The organism is Ferroplasma acidarmanus Fer1 (assembly GCF_000152265.2).
Classification (GTDB): domain Archaea; phylum Thermoplasmatota; class Thermoplasmata; order Thermoplasmatales; family Thermoplasmataceae; genus Ferroplasma; species Ferroplasma acidiphilum.
Genome location: NC_021592.1, coordinates 1,675,218 through 1,695,733, shown reverse-complemented (window position 1 = coordinate 1,695,733; position 20,516 = coordinate 1,675,218). Strand labels below are relative to the sequence as shown.

Annotated in this window: 18 protein-coding genes and 2 tRNA genes; 10 read left to right on the top strand and 10 right to left on the bottom strand. The window is 36.4% G+C overall.

Going from position 1 to position 20,516, the window contains the following annotated elements; genetic code table 11:
* The first annotated feature begins 81 nt into the window (after positions 1 to 81).
* From FACI_RS08535 to FACI_RS08525, 3 genes are all read left to right on the top strand, one after another.
* Complete coding sequence (locus FACI_RS08535; RefSeq protein ID WP_048074078.1) at positions 82 to 3,156, top strand: S41 family peptidase; 3,075 nt, start codon at positions 82 to 84, stop codon at positions 3,154 to 3,156.
* A 136-nt stretch (positions 3,157 to 3,292) separates the two neighbouring features.
* The gene (locus FACI_RS08530) at positions 3,293 to 4,204 is read left to right on the top strand and encodes a transposase (protein ID WP_009887750.1); all 912 of its coding nucleotides are present in this window, start codon (positions 3,293 to 3,295) and stop codon (positions 4,202 to 4,204) included.
* A 563-nt stretch (positions 4,205 to 4,767) separates the two neighbouring features.
* Positions 4,768 to 6,099, top strand: a complete 1,332-nt coding sequence (locus tag FACI_RS08525; RefSeq protein WP_009887748.1) for a purine-cytosine permease family protein — start codon at positions 4,768 to 4,770, stop codon at positions 6,097 to 6,099.
* Here FACI_RS08525 and FACI_RS09860 read toward each other — a convergent pair.
* On the bottom strand, positions 6,096 to 7,136 hold the full coding sequence (locus tag FACI_RS09860; protein ID WP_009886142.1) for an ISNCY-like element ISFac3 family transposase: 1,041 nt from the start codon (positions 7,134 to 7,136) through the stop codon (positions 6,096 to 6,098). The genes FACI_RS08525 and FACI_RS09860 overlap by 4 nt on opposite strands.
* 35 nt (positions 7,137 to 7,171) lie before the next feature.
* Here FACI_RS09860 and FACI_RS08515 point away from each other — a divergent pair, with 35 nt between their 5' ends.
* Positions 7,172 to 7,333, top strand: coding sequence for a DUF2080 family transposase-associated protein (locus tag FACI_RS08515; protein WP_009886141.1), 162 nt, complete (start codon positions 7,172 to 7,174; stop codon positions 7,331 to 7,333).
* Positions 7,334 to 7,727: 394 nt separating this feature from the next.
* Complete coding sequence (locus tag FACI_RS08510; RefSeq protein WP_009887747.1) at positions 7,728 to 9,026, top strand: MFS transporter; 1,299 nt, start codon at positions 7,728 to 7,730, stop codon at positions 9,024 to 9,026.
* 270 nt (positions 9,027 to 9,296) lie between these two features.
* Here FACI_RS08510 and FACI_RS08505 read toward each other — a convergent pair whose 3' ends face one another.
* From FACI_RS08505 to FACI_RS08495, 3 genes are all read right to left on the bottom strand, one after another.
* Positions 9,297 to 10,394 (bottom strand): TIGR04053 family radical SAM/SPASM domain-containing protein, encoded by a 1,098-nt coding sequence (locus FACI_RS08505; RefSeq protein WP_009887746.1) that lies wholly within the window; start codon positions 10,392 to 10,394, stop codon positions 9,297 to 9,299.
* A gap of 390 nt (positions 10,395 to 10,784) precedes the next feature.
* A tRNA-Asp gene (locus FACI_RS08500) sits at positions 10,785 to 10,857 on the bottom strand.
* Positions 10,858 to 10,900: 43 nt separating this feature from the next.
* On the bottom strand, positions 10,901 to 11,128 hold the full coding sequence (locus FACI_RS08495; RefSeq protein WP_009887745.1) for a hypothetical protein: 228 nt from the start codon (positions 11,126 to 11,128) through the stop codon (positions 10,901 to 10,903).
* A 134-nt stretch (positions 11,129 to 11,262) separates the two neighbouring features.
* On the opposite strand from FACI_RS08495, the gene hemA reads away from it, so the two are divergent.
* Positions 11,263 to 12,471, top strand: a complete 1,209-nt coding sequence (hemA, locus tag FACI_RS08490; protein ID WP_009887744.1) for a glutamyl-tRNA reductase — start codon at positions 11,263 to 11,265, stop codon at positions 12,469 to 12,471.
* Between the two features lie 49 nt (positions 12,472 to 12,520).
* On the opposite strand, the gene FACI_RS08485 is transcribed toward hemA, so the two are convergent.
* Positions 12,521 to 14,797 (bottom strand): thermopsin family protease, encoded by a 2,277-nt coding sequence (locus FACI_RS08485; RefSeq protein ID WP_009887743.1) that lies wholly within the window; start codon positions 14,795 to 14,797, stop codon positions 12,521 to 12,523.
* 138 nt (positions 14,798 to 14,935) lie between these two features.
* Between FACI_RS08485 and FACI_RS08480 the strand changes: the two genes are divergently transcribed.
* Positions 14,936 to 15,280: a hypothetical protein gene (locus tag FACI_RS08480; RefSeq protein ID WP_009887742.1), complete on the top strand. Its 345-nt coding sequence runs from the start codon at positions 14,936 to 14,938 to the stop codon at positions 15,278 to 15,280.
* A 3-nt stretch (positions 15,281 to 15,283) separates the two neighbouring features.
* Here FACI_RS08480 and FACI_RS08475 read toward each other — a convergent pair whose 3' ends face one another.
* Together FACI_RS08475 and FACI_RS08470 are read right to left on the bottom strand one after the other, a co-directional pair.
* Positions 15,284 to 16,801: a sodium:solute symporter family protein gene (locus tag FACI_RS08475; protein ID WP_009887741.1), complete on the bottom strand. Its 1,518-nt coding sequence runs from the start codon at positions 16,799 to 16,801 to the stop codon at positions 15,284 to 15,286.
* Positions 16,801 to 17,010 (bottom strand): DUF3311 domain-containing protein, encoded by a 210-nt coding sequence (locus tag FACI_RS08470; RefSeq protein ID WP_009887740.1) that lies wholly within the window; start codon positions 17,008 to 17,010, stop codon positions 16,801 to 16,803. The genes FACI_RS08475 and FACI_RS08470 overlap by 1 nt, the downstream gene beginning before the upstream one ends.
* A 390-nt stretch (positions 17,011 to 17,400) precedes the next feature.
* On the opposite strand from FACI_RS08470, the gene FACI_RS08465 reads away from it, so the two are divergent.
* The 3 genes from FACI_RS08465 to FACI_RS08455 all read left to right on the top strand — a co-directional run bounded on the left by FACI_RS08465 (position 17,401) and on the right by FACI_RS08455 (position 19,520).
* Positions 17,401 to 18,120, top strand: coding sequence for an NAD+ synthase (locus tag FACI_RS08465; protein ID WP_009887739.1), 720 nt, complete (start codon positions 17,401 to 17,403; stop codon positions 18,118 to 18,120).
* Position 18,121: 1 nt separating this feature from the next.
* The gene (locus tag FACI_RS08460) at positions 18,122 to 19,408 is read left to right on the top strand and encodes a cation:proton antiporter (protein WP_009887738.1); all 1,287 of its coding nucleotides are present in this window, start codon (positions 18,122 to 18,124) and stop codon (positions 19,406 to 19,408) included.
* A 40-nt stretch (positions 19,409 to 19,448) separates the two neighbouring features.
* Positions 19,449 to 19,520 (top strand) — tRNA-Ala (locus FACI_RS08455).
* On the opposite strand, the gene FACI_RS10490 is transcribed toward FACI_RS08455, so the two are convergent.
* From FACI_RS10490 to FACI_RS10445, 3 genes are read right to left on the bottom strand one after another with little or no spacing between them, the layout of a single operon-like run.
* A complete protein-coding gene (locus tag FACI_RS10490; protein WP_369678032.1) occupies positions 19,502 to 19,753 on the bottom strand; it encodes a tyrosine-type recombinase/integrase in 252 nt (83 codons plus the stop codon). The two genes, FACI_RS08455 and FACI_RS10490, sit on opposite strands and share 19 nt — an antisense overlap.
* 13 nt (positions 19,754 to 19,766) lie before the next feature.
* Positions 19,767 to 20,357 (bottom strand): tyrosine-type recombinase/integrase, encoded by a 591-nt coding sequence (locus FACI_RS08450; protein ID WP_048074077.1) that lies wholly within the window; start codon positions 20,355 to 20,357, stop codon positions 19,767 to 19,769.
* Positions 20,358 to 20,364: 7 nt separating this feature from the next.
* Positions 20,365 to 20,496 carry a hypothetical protein gene (locus tag FACI_RS10445; protein ID WP_256378718.1) on the bottom strand — a complete coding sequence of 44 codons (132 nt, stop codon included), beginning with the start codon at positions 20,494 to 20,496 and terminating at the stop codon, positions 20,365 to 20,367.
* Positions 20,497 to 20,516 lie beyond the last annotated feature (20 nt).

The following is a 20,516-nucleotide window of genomic DNA, read 5'->3' as shown; positions in this document are numbered from 1 at the left end:
AATTTTGTGTTTTTGCAAAATTTATCTATGGCAATATGCATCAAGCAAAACATATAAATAAAAACCAAGTATAATTTGTATATGGAAAGATATTTTATGTATCCAGATATAAATGATAATTTAGTTGTTTTTGTCAATGATAATGACCTATGGAAATACAATATTAACACAAAAAATATTGAAAGATTGACTAACAATTTAGGCATAGTTACAAATCCAAAAATTAGCCCAGATAAAAGATATGTCTATTTCAGATTGATGACAGGAAAATCCGGCGAATCTTCCGACATATATTCAATAGACCTTGAGAGGGGCAATTTAACCAGGGTTACATATCTTTGTGGTAAAAGCACGAGCAGAAGAATGTATACATCAATTGCAGGCTTTGATAAGAATGGCAATTTGATAATTTCAACCGATGCATATTATCCATTCGGAACGCCTATGTTATACAGAATAGTGAATGGAAATATTGAACCCCTAAATCTTGGGCCAGCTTTAAATATTATATATTACGCAGATTATACCATAATTGGCAGAAATACAATAGATATGCCCCACTGGAAGCGATATAAAGGAGGGACAAGGGGAAAAATATTGTCATGCAAGAATGATGATTTTAAAATAATAATAGACCTGGAATCAAATGTAAATTCACCTATGATTTACAACGATGAATTATATTTTATTTCGGACCATGAGGGGAGTGCAAATATATATTCAACCGATTTTACTGGAGGCAATCTCAAAAAACATACAGATTTTAAGGATTACTATGTGAGAAATGCCAGTTCAGACAACAAAAAAATAATCTTTCAGAAATCCGGATCTTTGTTTACATTCCAGAATGACATAGTAGAAAAACTGGAGATAAATATAAATATACCATCAGTGAATATTGAAAGCAGGATTGTAAAGGCAACAGATTATTTGACAGATTATAAAATAAATTATACCGGAAATTTAATTGGCTTGATAAGCAGGGGGCAAGCATTATTTACAGGCATCAAAACTGGCCCTGTTATGAATATAAATAAATTGAAAAATCAGATAATTGAATTTATGAATAATAACGATATAATAATATATAATTATAATGAAGAGAATAATCAAATATTATTATACAGTGTTGATAAAACATTGAAAAAATTCTTTGACTTCAAAAATGGCATAATTTTTTCCTTGAAAGCTTCACCTGATGGCAAATACATCGCAATTGGGAATAACAGATTTGAATTATTTATCTTAAACCTTGAAAATGGAAACATAAATAAGATAGATGAAAGCGAATCAGGAACAATAGACGATTTTTCGTGGTCAAATGATTCCATATTGCTTGCATATTCCTATCCTGAATCAGAATACTACGGATATAACGGCAGTTCGTCCATAAAGATATTTGATTTAAAAACCAATAAAAAATATGACGCAACAACTCCCGGTGCTATAGACTTCAAACCTGTTTTCAGTAACGACGACAATTATCTATTTTACCTGTCCAAACGGTCACTTGACCCGGTTGCAGACCAGCTTGTGTTTAATTTAGGTTACCCGAAAATAACCAAGCCATTTGCCATACCTGTGAAGGAAAATATCTTCCCGTTGTTTTCAGATATACCTGAAGAATTGCATGAAAATACTCCTGGCGAATACAAGCTTGACAATATTGTACAATTAAGCGAAGTTTTTCCAGTACCGGCAGAAGATTATGCTAACATCATTCCGGTAAATAATGGTGTCCTGCTGCTACATTATCCGGTTGAGGGGTCAATGAAATACTATCTCTTCAACAACGGCGAAAAAACAGGGAATATTGAGCTATTTGACTTTAAAAAGAAAAAAAGCGAATTATATGAAAGTGAAGTTGTTAATTACCTTATATCCGGAAATAAAAAATTCCTGCTAATTGGAAAATCCAGCAATAAATTCATAGAGAGGGAAATTGAAACGAAAAAGGATGAGGATATAAATTTAACAAGATTGAATATTACAATAGAGCCCATGAATGAATGGAAAAACATGTTATATGAAACTTTTAATTTAATCAAAGAGAATTACTGGAGTAAGGAAAAGGTTGAAGAACTGGGAGATGCCCCCTATCTAAAATATAAGAAATTATTAAATAAAGTGAGCACAAGGTTTGAGTTGTCTGATTTAATTAGGGAAATGCAGGGAGAATACAGCACATCCCATTCATACGAAATAGGCGGTGACCTCTCAAATGTAGAGTCAATAAGTGTTGGAAAACTCGGTATCGACTATGAATTCAAAAACAACAATTATATAATAACCAAAATTTATAAGGGAGACCCATCCAATGAAAACGAAAAATCACCATTGCTTTACACAGATATAAAGGAAAACGATATTATAAAGTCCATAAACGGTGTGAGCCTTGACGCAGCAAATAACCCTGATAAATTATTATCAGGTCATGCAAATGAAATAATAACAATTGAAATTGGAAATAGAAATAAAACTAAGAAATACTACGTTAAGACAATGATTGATGAAAAATATTTGAGGTACAGAGAATTTGTTGAAAGAAACAGAAAATATGTTCATGAAAAAACCGGCGATAAGATTGGATACATCCATATACCTGATATGGGAATGAATGGTTTCAATGAATTTTTCAGGATTTATGATCGGGAAGCTAACAGGAGTGGCCTGATAGTGGATTTTAGATTTAACGGTGGTGGCTTCGTTTCACAGTTATTATTGGAGAAATTATCAAGGAAGAGGATCGGTTACGATGTTCCACGTAGAGGCATTATAACTCCATACCCGGTAGATTCTGTCAATGGGCCTATGGTCGGATTAACAAATGAATATGCAGGGTCAGATGGTGATATAGGAACCCATGTTTTTAAACTTATGGGGCTTGGCAAAGTTATAGGCACAAGAACATGGGGTGGTGTTGTTGGTATAAACCCAAAAATAAAATTGCTTGATAATACAACGGTAACACAGCCACAATTTGCAACATGGTTTAAGGATGTGAAATATGGAATGGAGAACTATGGCACAGATCCGGATATTTACGTAGAAAATATGCCACAGGATTTTATAAAATCTAGAGATGTGCAGCTCGATACTGCAATAGAATATATTTTAAAGGAAATGAATGATTATAAAAAACTCGATTTGGCTTAGATGAATATGTAATCAAAAATTTCATTTTATATTGCCCTCTTACTGGTGGTAATTTTTAATATTATTAGAGTGTCTCACATTTCATAAAATATCAGACAAATGTCGAACATTATTAACAAAAAAACAATAATGGGATATGCCCTCACAGCAAATCCCATTGATTATGGAAATCATAGATAATATTGTTTCGCCTGATGACAGGAAAAGAAAGTACACAGATAGACAGATATTGAAGGTACTGATAGTTTTACAGATTTTCAATATATCTTATAGATCAGCCAGAATATTCCTCACAAACCATGAGGAATATATCAGAATGGCTGGTATCACAGAAATACCAAGCTTCCAGACCCTTTCAAGGAGGGCAAGGATGATAGACCTCCATGCAGTAAACAACGAAATTACCTATCTTTATTCAGTTGAATCCATAGCTGCAATAGATTCATTTATAATCCATACATGCAAGCATTCAACTGCAATGAGGAGAAAAGTATGGGGTAATTATAAAGACCCTGTATCTGGATGGTCAAAGACCACAAAGGGATGGTCTTATGGTAGAAAATGCCATATGTCAATAGATATAGATTCTCTCATTATAATGGAATGGCTTATTACAAAGGGAAATATGCATGATTCACATGTGTCGCATGATATGGTGGATTCTGTGAGAGACTTCTCATATATTCTTGCAGATTCAGCTTACGATGCATCAGATATTTATGATTATATATTTGAAAATACACATGCTCTACCTGTAATTGATACAAATAAGAGAAGAGGAATAGTAAATGATAAGTTACCGGTAAACAGGAAAATAGGAATTGACCTGAGAAAGGAATATGCTTCAATGTATCCTCTTAGATGGGAAATAGAACGTACCTTCAGCATACTTGAAGAGATTATGAAAGCAGAGTATATCTGGTACACTGTGAACAGGGACTATGATACTGCAATTGGATTAAAGGCCATTGCGTACAATCTCATGGTAATATCAAACAGGGAACTGGGAGAAAAACCAAGGGGGATAATGAAAATCGTCAATTGTTAAAATGTGAGACACCCTATAATATTATAGTATAAGTATAGAATTGCAGTGCCATGGATTAATCCAGTTTAATCCGTCCTTACTATGTACTTTCTTTATATAAATAGTCCAGTACTATTATAGAGTTTAAAAATAGATTTCAAGGAAGGTATTTTAGTCTGCCTGCAAAGTATGCTGGAAATTAAGGATTTGCTAAACTGTATAGATTGAAAGTACGGTAAGCAATGCTAAATCCCATAAAAATACATGTGAAAATTGCTAATGCAAGAAAAGAAATGATGAATCGGACACGGCATCATCATAACAGGTAAGGAAATACCATTCTAAGTTTCTTGATTAATATTTTTATACTGGCCAGGAAAAATAATATTTATAAAAACAATTGTTTCTTTAAAATTCTATGTGATTCTACCAGCAAAAACTTTGGTGAGTATCTCAATTTAAATAGGATGATTATGAATGTGGACATAGGGAAAGGCTACAGTAAATTTCTGCATAAAATACATAAAAGGTATTAGAGAATACCCAAATAGATTAATTTATATATGCAATATTTTTACCGTAATATGGTAGTTAAGAGTTTTGATAACGATGTTGTGGAGCACAGGCTTGAAGTAGTGGGTGTAAACCCGATTCCAAACCAGGCAAGGACAATGTCGTCCCGGAAGATTATGATATTCTGGGCAATGGCAAGTGCATCTGCACTAACACCCATAGTAGGATTGGAACTGTATAATATGGGCCTTCCATTTGCAACTATAGCTATAATTGTTGCCCTATTAATTGGAATTATACCAGCTGGCCTTGTTGCTGAAATGGGAAGGCAGATTCCTGTGCCTTCACTGGTAGTTTCCAGGAAAACATATGGATTTATGACTTCCGGTGCCTATTCTCTGGTGTTCACTTTCCTTAACTTAGGATTTTTCGGCCTCAACGATACTGTAGGGGCTGCAATTATCAGTGGGCTTACACATTCAAACATTATAATATGGTATGTTGTTATGGGTGTAATTCAGGTTGTACTGGTTTTATTCGGTGCAAAATGGCTGGAATACTTTTTCAGGTACAGTGCACCTGTGCTTATAGTAAGCTATATTATACTTGCATATTTCCTTCTTACAACATATACCATTAATTTTTCCATGCTAATGCATCCTATAGGGGCATTTACCTGGGGTGCAGCATTGAATTTCCTTCTCGGATTTTCTATCCTCGCATGGTCATATAAAATTTCAACACAGACCAGGTTCGGGTATCCATATTCGGAGCATGACAGTAGTGGCAAAAAACTGAAATATTTCATATCCAGCCCGGTAGGCATAATGATACCGGTACTTTTAATGGGGCTGATAGGCCTGGTAGGCAACAGTGTAGCAACTGGTGGGTGGAATATAGCAACATTATCATTCCCCGGGCTCCACGGGCTTTTTGGCATAGTAGTGTTCATAGCTGCCCTCGGTGTATCACTGGCAATAATACATACAAATGCGATGAATTTATATCCTGCAACCGCTGATTTGCTGGCAGCACTCCAGCCTGCATTCAGGAAAAAGCCCAATGAAAAGCTTGCACAGCCCATAGCAACCATATTACTTGGTGCTGGTGGAATTATACTGGCAATTGCAGGAATACTAGCACATATAGAAACATTCATAGATGACCTTGCATCCATTATATTTCCATTTACATTCATATTGATATTCGACTGGTTTGTACACCTCAGGCATACAACAAAAATAGGGGATTATTACAATATTCCCAGAACAGTCTTCATGAACCTCCGTATTGATGCGCTCATACCTGCCCTTATAGGCACCATAATAGCAATGTTTGGAATCGGGCCATACGATGTCATATTTAACTATTTCCCCCAGGCAGGGTGTGGGACACTATTCTAATACCTCCCCATATTGAATAAATTGTGCCAGACATTGGTGCATAACAGTGCATTGCCTATCCTGTCATCCCTTCTCTGTGCCATATTCCATCCCAGCATCTTCTTGTCTGCTGCAAATCCTGATTCTGAATTGCTTCTTTTATGGTACTTTTCAAGGTAATTCATAGTGTCATTGAGAAATTCCCTTATTATAGATTTCCATTTATGTGAACCGTGCAATGTAGAATTCTTCTTAGGTATAATGTATACCTTTGTATCCCCTAATTTATCTACATATGAAGGTGATGAATAATACCTGTCAAGCCTTATAGAATCTATATTAATACCTATTTTGTTGACAATCCTCATTGCATTGTCATATGCATTTCTTTCAGATTTCATGCTTGTTCCGGAGGCTATATACATCCTTGTCCTTAAATCCATAATGGAAAAGGAATATGCAAACAATCTTTTTCTATGCCCTTTTGATTTTTTATCCTTATGTTCTTCCTTTCCAATTTCTTTATTCTCCTTTGCAAGGTCTTTCAACCTCTGTGCATAGGATTCGTAGTTCTTCTTTACTGTTAATGAATAGCCCGTGCCATCGCCTGTTGCATCTGAATTTGCAATATTCTTATTCTTCAGTAACAATACATGGAGATTGAATATGGCCATTACAACTTCATTGTCTGAATATAGCCTTTCTATTGTTTTATATGATACATCTATGCCTGAAAGCATAGAAAATATATCGAGCATATTAACAAACATCCTGTTTGATTCGCCAACAAGCTGTTTTATAAGTATTAATTTCACCCTCTGGGCAAGTAATAATGAATGTGGATGCCCTGGCCTTTTAGCAATATGCATAATGGATACGGCTTTTTCAATAAGGGGATCAAGTTCCTTCATTGCAGTTTTAATTCTCCGTGAAAACTCGGATTCGTATGTTCTCCAGTTTCTCCCCTTTTCCGGATGTTCCTGTACATACTTCTTCCCCAGTATATTGTTTATCTCCTCAAGTTTATACTGTATGTCCTCACTCCTGACAAGACCCATAGATAGATATATATACAATGTATATATACATTACTATGGGAAAAGTGGAAATACATGAGACAACAGAGGTCTCTATAAAAGGAATATATGGATTCATAGAGAGGAAAGTAACAAAGTTCGGATCGGGTGCAAAGGTGGATTGCCCTAAGGAATTTCTCGGCAAAAGGGTTTACATTGTAATAACCAGGGACGAATAATAGTGTCCCACACCCCCCCAGGCACTCTTCGGATCACTTATCGGACTCGGAATATATATTCTTGTCTACTATGGATATTCAAAGAACCATATAAATTCAAAGGAACATTATTCTGAAAAAGTTGAGTACGCCGATTTTGGGGTGGAATAAACTATATTTTAATAAATATTTTTATGAAAACTTTTAAATAAATATATCCAGGCATTAAAAGTTGTTATCCATATATCCGTGTATCATTTTAACAGGCTCAAAGAATACTTTAGCATGGGGTAAAGAAATATAGGTAGCTCTAGTTAAATTTATATATAGTATACTCATTTCAGCCTATATCGCAGTAATTCATTTTTAATGCAGCTGTTTAATGCTGTATACTTGAACCAGGAGGGATAGTATTATGTCAGAGAATAAATTTATAGGATTTACACGGAATGAACTGCTTCAGGTCTCGGCTGCATGGGGAGGATGGATACTGGATGGCTATACATCAATAGCATACCTTCTTGTGTTCTCATACATAAGTGTTTTAATATTTCCTAAGTATCTGGGTTATCTTGCACTTATACTTACACTGCTTCCTGTCACTTTTGGCGCAGCTGCGCGTTCTGTAGGTTCCGTAATACTGGGCAATTTTATCGGCGATCGGAAGGGAAGGAAGAACCTGCTGAGTATTTCAATTATTGGATTCTCAGTGCTCTCTGCTGCCATAGGGCTTCTGCCAACATATTCCCAGGCAGGGATTGCATCTCCAATTTTGCTCTACGCCCTGCTTTTCCTGGATGGTATTTTTGCAGGCGCAGAGTATGGCGGTGGTACAGCACTGTCCATGGAAAGTGTCAGGCCTGAGAAAAGGGAACAGGCAGGTGCATTCGTACAGTCCGGCTATGGTACAGGGTATTTTCTTATTGTGTTTGTGGAGATTTTATTGCTCAGATCAATGGGGTCTGCTGCATTTGCTTCCTATGGATGGAGGATACTGATGCTTACAGCCATTATACCCGGAGCTATAACACTTATAATCAGGCGGCTTTCAAAGGAAACAGCAGTATTTGACCGGATGAAAGCGGAAAACAGCATTGAAAAATCGCCTGTAAGGAAAATGTTCAAAAATCGCAGCAGTATAGTGTTCGGATTTATGATAACTGCAGGTTTGCTTTTCATGAATACTGCCACAGCTTCATTTTATCCGGTGGTAGGCAGTGTTGATTTTCTTAACCTTGGCTCCGGGCTACTCTATGCGTTGCTGGTTATAAACTTCTTTTCACTCATAGGGGTCTGGAGCGGGGGAATACTTGCAAGGAGCTTCAGGGACAGGCGGCGCCCTATGCTTATATTCTCAATTATATTTACAGTTCCAACCGCACTCTTTGTGATATTTGGATATACAACGAATATTATGGATTTCACCATTGTATTCTCAATCCAGTTATTCCTTGAGGCACTTATATTCTCCGCCCTGCCAGTGTTTCTCGCAGAATCATTCAGCAAAAAATTCAGATCAACTGCGGTGGGGCTCATATATAACGGAGGAGCAATATTCGGTGGAACAGCCATTGTCCTGCTAACCGCTCCAGCACACATAATAAATATACGGACACTCTGGATTGTTGAAGTGTACATTGCAGGAATAATCTTAATCCTTGGATTAATATTCTATAAAAAGCAGGAGAACACTTCAGATCCAATAGAGAATTAATATCATTTATTTTAATATAATATACATCTGCAATTGCAACCGGCATCTATAGCTATATGAAAAGAAACTAATTTTTTGCATATTTTTAAACAGTTTTTTAATAAAATAAACAAGTCCCGTTATAACTCCTATACTGGATGGATTAACATGGATATTATTTCCATGTTTAATACACTTTCAAATCTGGAAATTTAAGGAGTAATACAGGATCAATTTTTGGGGTACCACCAAATAGATAGTAAGAGGTATTGCCTCTCTGGCTGCAAATGGTCAATTTAATGATTCCGGCAATTCAGAATACAGACATGCAGGGTCTCTGGCGAAAATATCTCCGTAACGGGCATATGCCCTTGACCTGGACCCACCGCATGAATCTCCCCAGTTGCAGATACCACATCTTCCACCAAAATTTTTGCTATTCCTTAACATCTTAAGTGTTTCATTGTTCCTGTATATATCGACAATAGAATTCTGCTTCACATTCCCAAGTTTATATGTAAGGAATCCACTTGGAATTACATCCCCATTATGTCCCACAAAAATTATTCCCTTTCCATCTCTGGTGCTGGAAGTTCCATGAGGAGTGTTCCTGGAATCCGGCAATCCAAGGAGATCAACTGTTTGGTCCATAAGTTCATAATAGAGGTCTCCGGAATAGTTTTCATTTCCTTCATCCATTACGCGCCTGAAAATAGGTGATTCTACGGTCCTTATAACAATTCCATATTTTGTTGCGAATAGCAGCCAGTGGTTTATATCCTCAAATTCTACAGGGGTTAAATCTTCAGAGTCAATGGCCCTGCCTGTCTGTATAAGGAAAAATACCTCCCATGTTTTAACATTGTTGTCAATCAGTAGTTTTAGAAGAGATGGTAATTGATGTATATTTTTTCTCATTACCACCGAATTTATCTGTAATTTCATATTTTTTGCATTGAAAAGTTTAATCATGTCAATTGTTTTGTTGTACACGCCGTCCCCTCTTAACCAGTCGTGCATTTCACGGTTTCCGTCCAGTGATAGGGATGCAGAAAGTATATGATGTGCCTTGAAATAATCTATTCTTTCCGGTGTCAATAGATCTGTAGCAGCAGGGCTTATTGATACTGGAATCTCATATTCATTTGCTGTTTCAATAATTTTATTTATATCATTACGGCGCATCATATCGCCGCCTGTGAGGATAAGAATAGGGTATGGCTTTCCGAAATCACGGATTGATTTTATAAACGCCGATGCTTCTTCAAAGTTCATTTCATCTGGCAATGGTTTCTCCAGTGCAGAGGCCCTGCAATGCCGGCATGCCAGGCCACATGCTTTAGTAGTTTCCCAGAATATGAGTATTGGCTTTTCATTATAGTTAATCATAATTTAACAGATGCCAATAGATATAATAAAATAATGAAAAATTGTGAATATATTTTCAAAAAGCAGATAGATTAAATAAGTGAAGGAAAGATGCTAATTAAAAACAGCATATGAGTGTTCAACTTAACTCTAACATATAATTAATGAAAAACATTTAATCAGCAATTAGAACTCAATAATAGTGATCTGTAGCCTTTAATTTTAGACGGTTATAATTGAAGAATATATAGAACAAAATATTCACTAGATTATTTACTGTGCTTTATCGGAAAGCCCACAGGCCTTAGCCTTGGAAGTATTTCAGCTCACAAATTTGCTTTTTCATTTTCATAAATGACCGTAGATATAAATATATTTGAATCAATAAAAAGATTACATATTTTTAGAAAGCGCCCCGAACGGGATTTGAACCCGTGTCACAGGCTCGACAGGCCTGTATGATAGGCCGCTACACTATCGGGGCAACCTTGTATTCCCGTAATTGTATAGTTTTATATAAACATTTTTTATTTTTTGTAAATTCTGAGGAAAAACCAGAGAAAATACGATACCATGAGAATACCGGACACGAGTTCCAGGACAATCCTAATGAACAGGGATTTTTGATAAAAAGATGCTATAATGATTGCCGAATTAATGCCCATGACAGTTAATAAAATTATCATAAATTTTTCAGGAGGAATTCTTTTATTCTGCTTATACAGTTCCATGATATCACTGTCAATTGTATCCATGCTATATAATCCGTTTATGTTTATTACGATTTTACGTCTAATGCCGATATCGTTTATTACTAAACTATTGAGTGAAATATAGTTTAATCACCAATTCGTTTAAATAATTAATTACTATTAATGTATGTTGCCTTATGGGAGACATCGAATTATTATCATGGAATTATAAAGATACACCCGATACATTCAGCGAAATTATCAAACGTGATTACCGGTATTTTGAGTCTATGATGGAATCCAGATCCATTAAAAATTATGTTATCCTTGTTACATGCAATAGAATTGAAATATATTTCCGGCCTGAAGAGATTTTAATGGGTAGCATTGAAGGATCATTATATCTTGAATATCCCGAGTCCGTAAAACATCTGTTTATGGTGGCTTCAGGCCTTGAATCTATGGCTATTGGCGAAAATGATATTTTAAGGCAGATAAAATCATCCTTTGACATTGCTTCCAAAAGAGGAAAGCTGGACAAATTTTTATCCTATACATTCCGTAAAGCCCTTTCTGTTGGAAAGGATGTGAGGACACTCACTGATATTTCACATGGAAAAACGTCCCTATCATCCATAAGCCTGGATATTATAGAAAGCCAGTATGGTTTGGCAGGGAAAAAGTTATGTATAATAGGAACAGGGAAAATGTCTACTGCACTCTTAAATTACCTTGCAGGTTCAAAAACTATTGTAACTGTTGCTGGAAGAACTATTGATCATGCGAGGGATCTGGCAATAAAGTATGGAGCCAATTATTCAGATATCGGTAATATTCAGTCGCTAATAAAATCTAACGAGATAATAATCGCTGCAACATCGTCAAAGAATTATATAATAAGAGCAGAGGATTATTCCACTATTAATGAAAATAAAATCATGATTGACCTTTCCAACCCCCCAAATATAGAACAGGCAATGAATGAATACATTGCGTTTTATGACCTGGACAGAATATATAGTATTTCCAAGGAAACAAGGGAGCATAGAAAGCTTGAAATTAAGAAAGCGGAAGAAATCGTTGAGAATGAATTGACACTGTACACCTCCAAAATCAACGAAATGAAGTCCGATGATATTATTGCGGCATTTTACAAATTTGCCAACCAGATAAAACAGGATGAGCTTGAAGAGCTGGCAAGGAAAACAGACATAAAAGAAGCCCAGATGGAAATCATAGACATAATGATGAATTCATTTACAAAAAAACTTCTTGCACCCTATACAGATTCTATAAAAAACTTTATCAAAAACAATGAAAACTATTCGTATATACTGGAGGAATATGATACAATGCTCGGGAATATGGTGAAAAATGGAAAGAAGGCAGAGATCAGAAAAAAGTAGAACATACATTATTTAAGAAACTAAGTTATTTTAAAATAAAAAATTTATTTTACATCATTCCGCGATGGGAAAATATCCCATAGAAAAATATATTGTAATATAGAGGTGCATAATCCCCACCGTATGCTATAAGGCCGTTGTTGGTGTACGGTATTGTACCATTAAAGTTGTTCCAGTAGTTTCCTCCCTGGTAGTGTGTGCCTATTATGCTTCCCCTGAGTGCAAAGCCGTTCACGTAGTGTGTTATGTATGCAGGTTGTTTTGTTATATTCCACATGTTGATGTAAACAGCAGGATTTCCAGAATATATTGACGTATTTGGGCTGTATGCAGTTAGTGTGGTGTCAAAGAAGTTATTGTATATTGTGTCACCGGAGCTGTATTCAGCTATTCCAAGCGGCGCTCCCCATATGTCGGTTACCTGCTCAAAGGTGCTATTATATGTTTGCGGTGCGTTTACAAAATAGTTTCCCCATACAGTTACATTAGGGCTTTTGTATATTAACATCCCGCTATCCATTACGTTAAACAGGTTGCTGCCTACAAGGTCGTTTGTTGAGTTCCATATAACAAGGTTCCCAACCGGGAATCCTGTTAATGCCGACGCAAAGTATCCACTTATGTCATTTGATTTCCATATGGTTACATTGGAAGCGTTGTATAATTCATAGTTCAGGAAGTTATACCCCGGAAGATCGTAATCGGATACATAGGATGTATATGCCGGGTTCTGGCTTGTATATTGTATAAACAGTGAAGGCATGTTTTTCATGACCACACTTGCATTTGTGTTATGCAGCAGAACCCCTGCAAACACAGGGAATGCGAAATCATTGAATCCCTCGAATAAAGAGCTTATAGGCATTATCTGATAGTTGTCCATTATATAGGGATTTCCGGCAGTTCCATTTCCGTATAATGATATGTTTGCAATCTGGGCATTGTCAAATGCATATAGTGGAGTGTATATGCCCATATTGTAATCATGATTCAATGAAACATTCTGGCCTGGCATGAAGTATGCATTCATGTAATTGCTCAGCAATGCCTGTGCTGTGTATTGCCCGGATGGGAGGGTAAAACTATATTTTCCGGATAGTGAAAGGGGTGCCCACTGTGCATTTGATGCATTAAAGGTATTTCCTGTAGATACAAACATGAACGCATTTGACGGTGCCACCGTGCCACTATAATGTGTCATTGCATTGCTGCCGTATATATTCCACATGCCATAAATAAAAGAAGGCCCCGGTGTTAAATATGCTGTGTCGTTATCCCATGAAACTGCTACACCTTCTGAAGTTTCTCCGGTTTCAGAACCCACATCGTATGCAGAGGGTACATTAACATAGCCACTGCTACCCATATATCTGAGGTTCATTGTTGCGTTTACGTTATATATGGATGTGGTGCTTCCTCCGCCTGGCCCTCCAACCATGATTTCAAAATCATAGGGTATATAGCCGGTAGGCGTTATCTGTGTACCGCTTGCAAGGTATTCCGGAGCCTTTGCAGTAAATGTGGAAGGCTGCCCGTATGTGGAATTAAATATAGCATAATCATATGACCCGGACTGGACATGGTTATCACTTGTTATGGAATAGTTGAAAAACACTGCGCTGTCCCTGTCCACTACAGTTGAGTTCAGGTATAGATTAAGTGAGAATGGTGTTGTCACGTGGATAGTAGGACCTATAGCATAGTAGAACGTTGGTGCGCATAGTATACCATCATCTGAATGGAACACATTGCTGCTAATTGTAACTGCGGGGGATGAGAAATTCCATATATTTGTAAGGAACTGAATGGTTTGTGTCCTCTCTGAATAGAATGCAACGTTCTGCGTCCAGAATGTGTAAGTTGAATTACCAAATAGGGTAACATTGGTTAGAACAGAATTCAACTGGAAAGTTTCACTTGTCGGCCCATCATTCAGCAGGTAAAACTGGCTCATGTTTTGTATGCCTATGGAAGCCATTACACTGGGTGTTGTTAAATTATAGCCTACAAGTTTTCCGGATTCGTTTTGAGTACCATAGAATCCAATTCCCATAGGAGCCGGAGCACTCTGGTATGATGGTGCGATTACCCCATTATCCCGTGTAATATTATTGTAAAATGCAGGAATGCTGGCATATTTTAAAGGTATCCCTTTTTCTTCAAGTTTTTTCTCAATAGCAAGCAATCTCGAATCACTATTTTGTTGCGTACTCTGATGAGATACGGCAGGTGTGGCTGCCGGTGCTGTTGTTCCCTGTGATGAAACAACAGCGAAAGCTAAAGCAACAAATATTATAGCTACCACAATCGCTAATAATTTCTTCATAAAAATAAAACGTTTCAAACTATAAAAATTTTACTTAATAACTATTTATAACCATAATCATCATTATAAAAGTTGAAATACAACCTCAACAACATTGCATTTTCCTTAATTATTTCTATATTATAAGTATATCATATTATGAACCCGAAACTTGAAGAAGCAATTGCCGGACTGAGGTGCGTTAATAAACCGGTTAAGCAGATAGCAAAAACACTTGGGGTAAAAAAAGATGCAATTGAAAAAATAATAAAGGAATGGATAATGGATACAGACCCATACATAAATAAACTTGTAGGGGAAAGAAAAGTAAATAACATACCCGATACCAATGAGATGAAACTTCTTGTTAAAATGGCTCCTGATGATCTACTAGGTGATAAAAGGATTCTGGATTACATCGCAAAAAAAAGAAATGACCACCATGACAGATTCATGGATTGTATAAGGTATAAAATAAAAATTATGCTTGAAAACAAAAAATAAAAATTATCCTACTTCTTCCATATTCTCTATATCCTCAAATTCCGAGTTGTCTATTATTCCCTCATCCTTCACTTTATTCATTCCTTTCATAATTGCCATTCCTATGCCAACAACTATAAGATTCAGCAGGAGTGCAAATACACCTATATAGACAAAATGGAAATCCTTGTACAGGGAACTTTTGAAGTCTAGCTGTGCAAGCATAACTATTGTAGTCGTTAATCCCACAGCCCAACCTGCTGCTACCGGGTACTTATTTAGTTTTCTTGTGAAGAGCGCCAGGTATACCGCCGGAAGGGTTTGCATTATGAAAGCCCCGCCAATTGTCTGCAGGTATACTATTTCTCCTGATGCTGCAGGTACAAGCGAGAATGCAAGGGCAGCTAGAATTACAACGATAACCAGTACCCTCGATAGGTTTGTCTGTGTCCTTTCCGATGCCTTCGGATTTATGTATTCCAGATAAACATTTCTTGTAAGCAGATTGGCAGACGCCAGGGCCATAATGGATGCTGGAACAATACTCCCTACTACTACAGCTGCGAAAGCAAAAGCCGTAAAGGAGGCTGGGAACAGATCGAGTACCAGGCGTGGCAGGGCTTCACTGCTTACCGTTGGATATTTGTTGAAATAGACCACTGCCATTATTCCTACTATAGCTACAAACATTAGCAGTACATTGTAAAGTGGTAGTAAGGAAGCGTTTCTTCGTATGGTTTTAGAGTCTTTAGCCCCCAATGTTCCGGTAATTGCATGTGGATAAAGGAATAATGCCAGGGCAGAGCCCAGAGCAAGTGTGGTATATCCCACATCTATAACCGGAGAGATATTCAGGAGGTGCGGGCTTATTGTAGCTGCTTTCCCGAATATTGCACCAAATCCTCCCAGTTTAATAGGTATATATATTATAATTACTATAACTGCTACCCATATAATAGCATCCTTTAATATTGATGTAAGTGCAGGGCCTCTTAAACCGCTTACAAATGTAAATCCTGCTACAAGGATGAAAGCAATTATCAGACTTATTGTTATAGGAAGTGACAGTGAGGCAAGTACATACTTAATTCCTGTAATTTGCAGTGCTATATAGGGCAGTTCTGCTAGGACTCCTGTAAGCGCTATGAGCATTGCCAGCGACCTTGATGAAAATCTGTCTTTCACAAAATCGGAAGCTGTAATGTATCCACGCCTTTTTGAGACATTCCATAATTTGGGCATTGTTCCATATACGATTGGATAAATCATTACACCGTATGCTATGGCGAACATTGCGAAAGCTCCTCCACCCACACCGGCTGTTGCTGCTGCACCAGGAACGGCTATTAACGTATACGCAGTATAAAGGTCACCTCCCAGCAGGAACCACATTACTACAGTTCCAAATCTCCTTCCTCCAAGGCTCCATTCTCCCTTGGCATCCATATCTGCCGGTTTTCTCCAGAAATATGCCATGTAACCTGCGAATAGCACTATTACTATAATAGCAAAGAATAGGGCAAGGTCGAGATCTGTAAACATCAGTGCACCACCCTCCTTTTCTTTTCATTGTTCTCTATAAAATAAACAGTTGACGTCAGGGCTGCTGCTATAAATATCCATACAAGCTGATACCAGTAAAAGAATGGTATACCACCAAGCTCCGGTTTAACCCTTGTATATATAGTTACCCCGGCTACCATAAAAATATATGGTAAAGCCAATAGTATAAATTTCAATATCGGATTCATTAAAAGGTTTACTATTACATAATATATAAATTTTCCTATTAATGCATCAATAAAGCTTTATTTTTTGAATAATAAAAATTATGTATTTTTTTTATATTATTTAAAATATTATATTTAATGTTATTAAATTTATATAATATTAAAGAAATAACTACAGAAATATTATTAAATAGTAAAATTATCAAAATATTAATAATTTTCTGGATAAGTGCTAACATTAACCATGGAAAGCGTATTCATCGCTTTAGTTTATTCCCGGCAAATTACATCTCAGAATATAGTTAACGGCAATATAACATTGAAATGTAAATAGGAAAAGCACCTGTTCTGTGAAATATAGTTTAAAAACTGGAACTAAATATTTATTTAACTCGATTTTATTATCATAATGTGAAAGATACATATGTCGATAAAATTCAGGCAATACGCGAATTTTTAAAAGAAAAAATAGGGGAAAAGCATGCAGTTCTGGGAATAAGTTCCGGGATAGACAGTTCCCTAGTACTGACATTGCTGGCAACTTCTATTGATAATAATAAAATAAAGGCAATATTCATGCCTGATAAATACACAAAACAGGATGACTATGAAGACATTAAAAAACTTTCAGAATCAACCGGTTTAGATATTATTACTGTAAATATAGAAAGCGTACTTGAATCATATAGAGCATTACTTGATACTTCAGATAAAAAACTTGAGGGGAACATAAGGTCCAGAATCAGGGCAAACATACTTTATTACCATGCTAATTTGCTGGGAGGAGTTGTAATAGGAACAACAAACAGGACAGAATATCTGCTCGGTTACTACACAAAGTATGGCGATGGTGCCTGCGATATTGAGCCCATTGAAGGAATATTTAAAACGGATGTGTGGAAAATTGCATCGATCCTAAAAGTTCCCCAATCCATAATAGACAAAAAACCATCGGCAGGCCTGTGGGAAAATCAATACGATGAGGATGAACTCAAAATGGATTACCATGAAATAGATAGAATACTTTCGGATATATTTGATAATCATACACTTAATGGAAAATATGAAAAACTTATGGAGCTATACCTGAAATCAATGCACAAAAGAGAACTCCCAAAGGCTATGAACTGAGATGATTATTTCCCCGGTCACATATGATTATTATGAAATAAGCTTCATATTGATTGTTGCGGCTTTTTCTATACCTATATCTAGAAAAGCTTCAATGGTTTATATACCAATACTCATAGTAATGGGATTAATTTTCGGCCCTTTGCTGGGATTCATAAAGCATAGTTTTGCAATATACATGTTATCATCCTTTGCAACCATAGGTGTAGGAATGCTGGGGTTGGTGATTATCCTATATTATGAGTCACATAATTTCAGCCCACGTATCCTGAGAAAATATTTTTACAAAATTGCAGCCCTGGATACAATAGGCATGGTTGTTACAGCTGTGGGTGCGGGAATATTTTTCTCATTGTTGACGGGGGCACCTATGATTATAGGCTTTATATTTGGAGCTATAATATCTCCAACAGACCCTGCATCACTTATTCCAACATTCAAAAAACTCAATATAAGGGACGATATATCCGGGACACTGATAGGTGAAAGCCTTTTTAACGACCCACTTGGCATCATACTTTTAAGCATCGGCATAGGCATTCTTGCCCCAAATGTTTCTTATTCATCCTTTTTCACATTGCTTACATCCCATGTTGGTCTTGTACTGGGTTCTAGCTCTTTCCTGTTGCTTGAAATTGCAATCCCCGCAGCTGTTGGAATTGCCTTTGGATTTTTCATAATTTACCTCAACAAATATTTTAATTTTGAATCATTGTTAATAGCCCTCACGCTTGGTATAGTATTGTTCGAATTCACATCCCTTGAAGCAGTTGGAATAACACCGTTCCCCGCAATAATTGCCACGGGGGCAATAGTCGGAAATTTTTCTGATAAAAGCATATTCTGGAACAGGGAAACAAATTTTAATGAAAACCTATCATTTATGGCACAATCTATAATATTTATCCTGCTCGGGAGCATACTTACCAGAACCCAGATATTCAATTATATTATATTCGGATTTATTATTTCACTCATAGTAATATTTGTGGTAAGGCCTGTTGCCGTATTCATTTCAATAGGGTTGGCAAATATGGGAAAGAATACAATAAAATTTGATACCAGGACAAAGGCGTTTATGTCGCTGGTAGGGCCAAGAGGTGTTGTTCCTGTGGTTCTTTCAACAGTCCCATTTGTACTTGGGCAGGCAAACCATATCCCACTTTTAATAGAATATGGAACAATAATTTATGCCTCTGTTTCATTCGTCGTCCTTATATCAATAATATTGCAGACCATTTATGTCCCCTATGCCGGCAGGCTGCTTCTGGGAGAAAGAAAACATTAATAGGATAAAATTTATACTGGATATGGCAATACAGCAATCAGGGCTCATAGATCAGCGGTAGATCGCTTCCTTGGCATGGAAGAGGGCAGGGGTTCAAATCCCCTTGAGTCCATTAGCAATGTCACAGGGTTTGGAAGATTTGAACATGGAAAATTCATTGCAAAATTTTATAGATTTACCTTTAATCCTTTCTAATGCTTCCTCTGTGTTCATCCTCGAATATATTCCAGTAGTGGCTAAATCTTCATGGCCCAGCATTTGGCGGAGGCTTTCTAAATCTATGTCATTTTTAATCATATTATGTGCATATGTATGCCTGCATTTATGCCAGCTGAACTCATTTATACCTGTCTTTTTCTTAATATCCTGGAGTTACCTTTCCTTTCTTGGTTGTGAATAGGTATGGCATATCGTTGTTATTTCTAATGAATGAGTAATCCATTATTACCTTCCTAGTATTGTCATCTAAAAACACATCCCTGCTCTTTTCACCTTTTCCATAATTTACAGTTAAAAAATTATTATGTATGTCTTCTACTTTTATATTGCATATTTCGGATCTTCTTAAACCTGTATTAAGGGCAAGCAGTATCATTGCATGGTTACGTTTGTCTTCTATTGTTTTCCCCTTACTTTTCACAATTAATGTTTGGATCTGGTCAGTGGCAAATGCCCTTTTTCTGAAAGAATTATTTCTTAATTCGGGAATATAATCTATTTTATCAAGTCCTTCGAATGTGAGCAGGCGATTTAAATATTTTATATATCCATTTACTTTCTGTTTAGGTGACCCATTTCTCCTTTCTTTCCTTAAAAATTCAAGCATTGATTCCCTCGAAGACAAATCTAAATGCTTTCCCAGGTATCGTATTTTCCTTAAAGTGTCTATTATTGTGCTTTTTGAAAAGCGTTCATACATCCAATCTTCAAAATCAGTATAGTTTACCATGAATTTATCACCTGTTCTTAATAACAGTACGGTACTCATTTATGCCATTCTCTACTAACGCGCTAAGTTTAATCTCAGGGTGCTGTTTCAAAAAATCATAGTTCTCCTGGCTTATGGTTATCATTTTTTTAATTCTCATGATAAAGACAGTATATAATT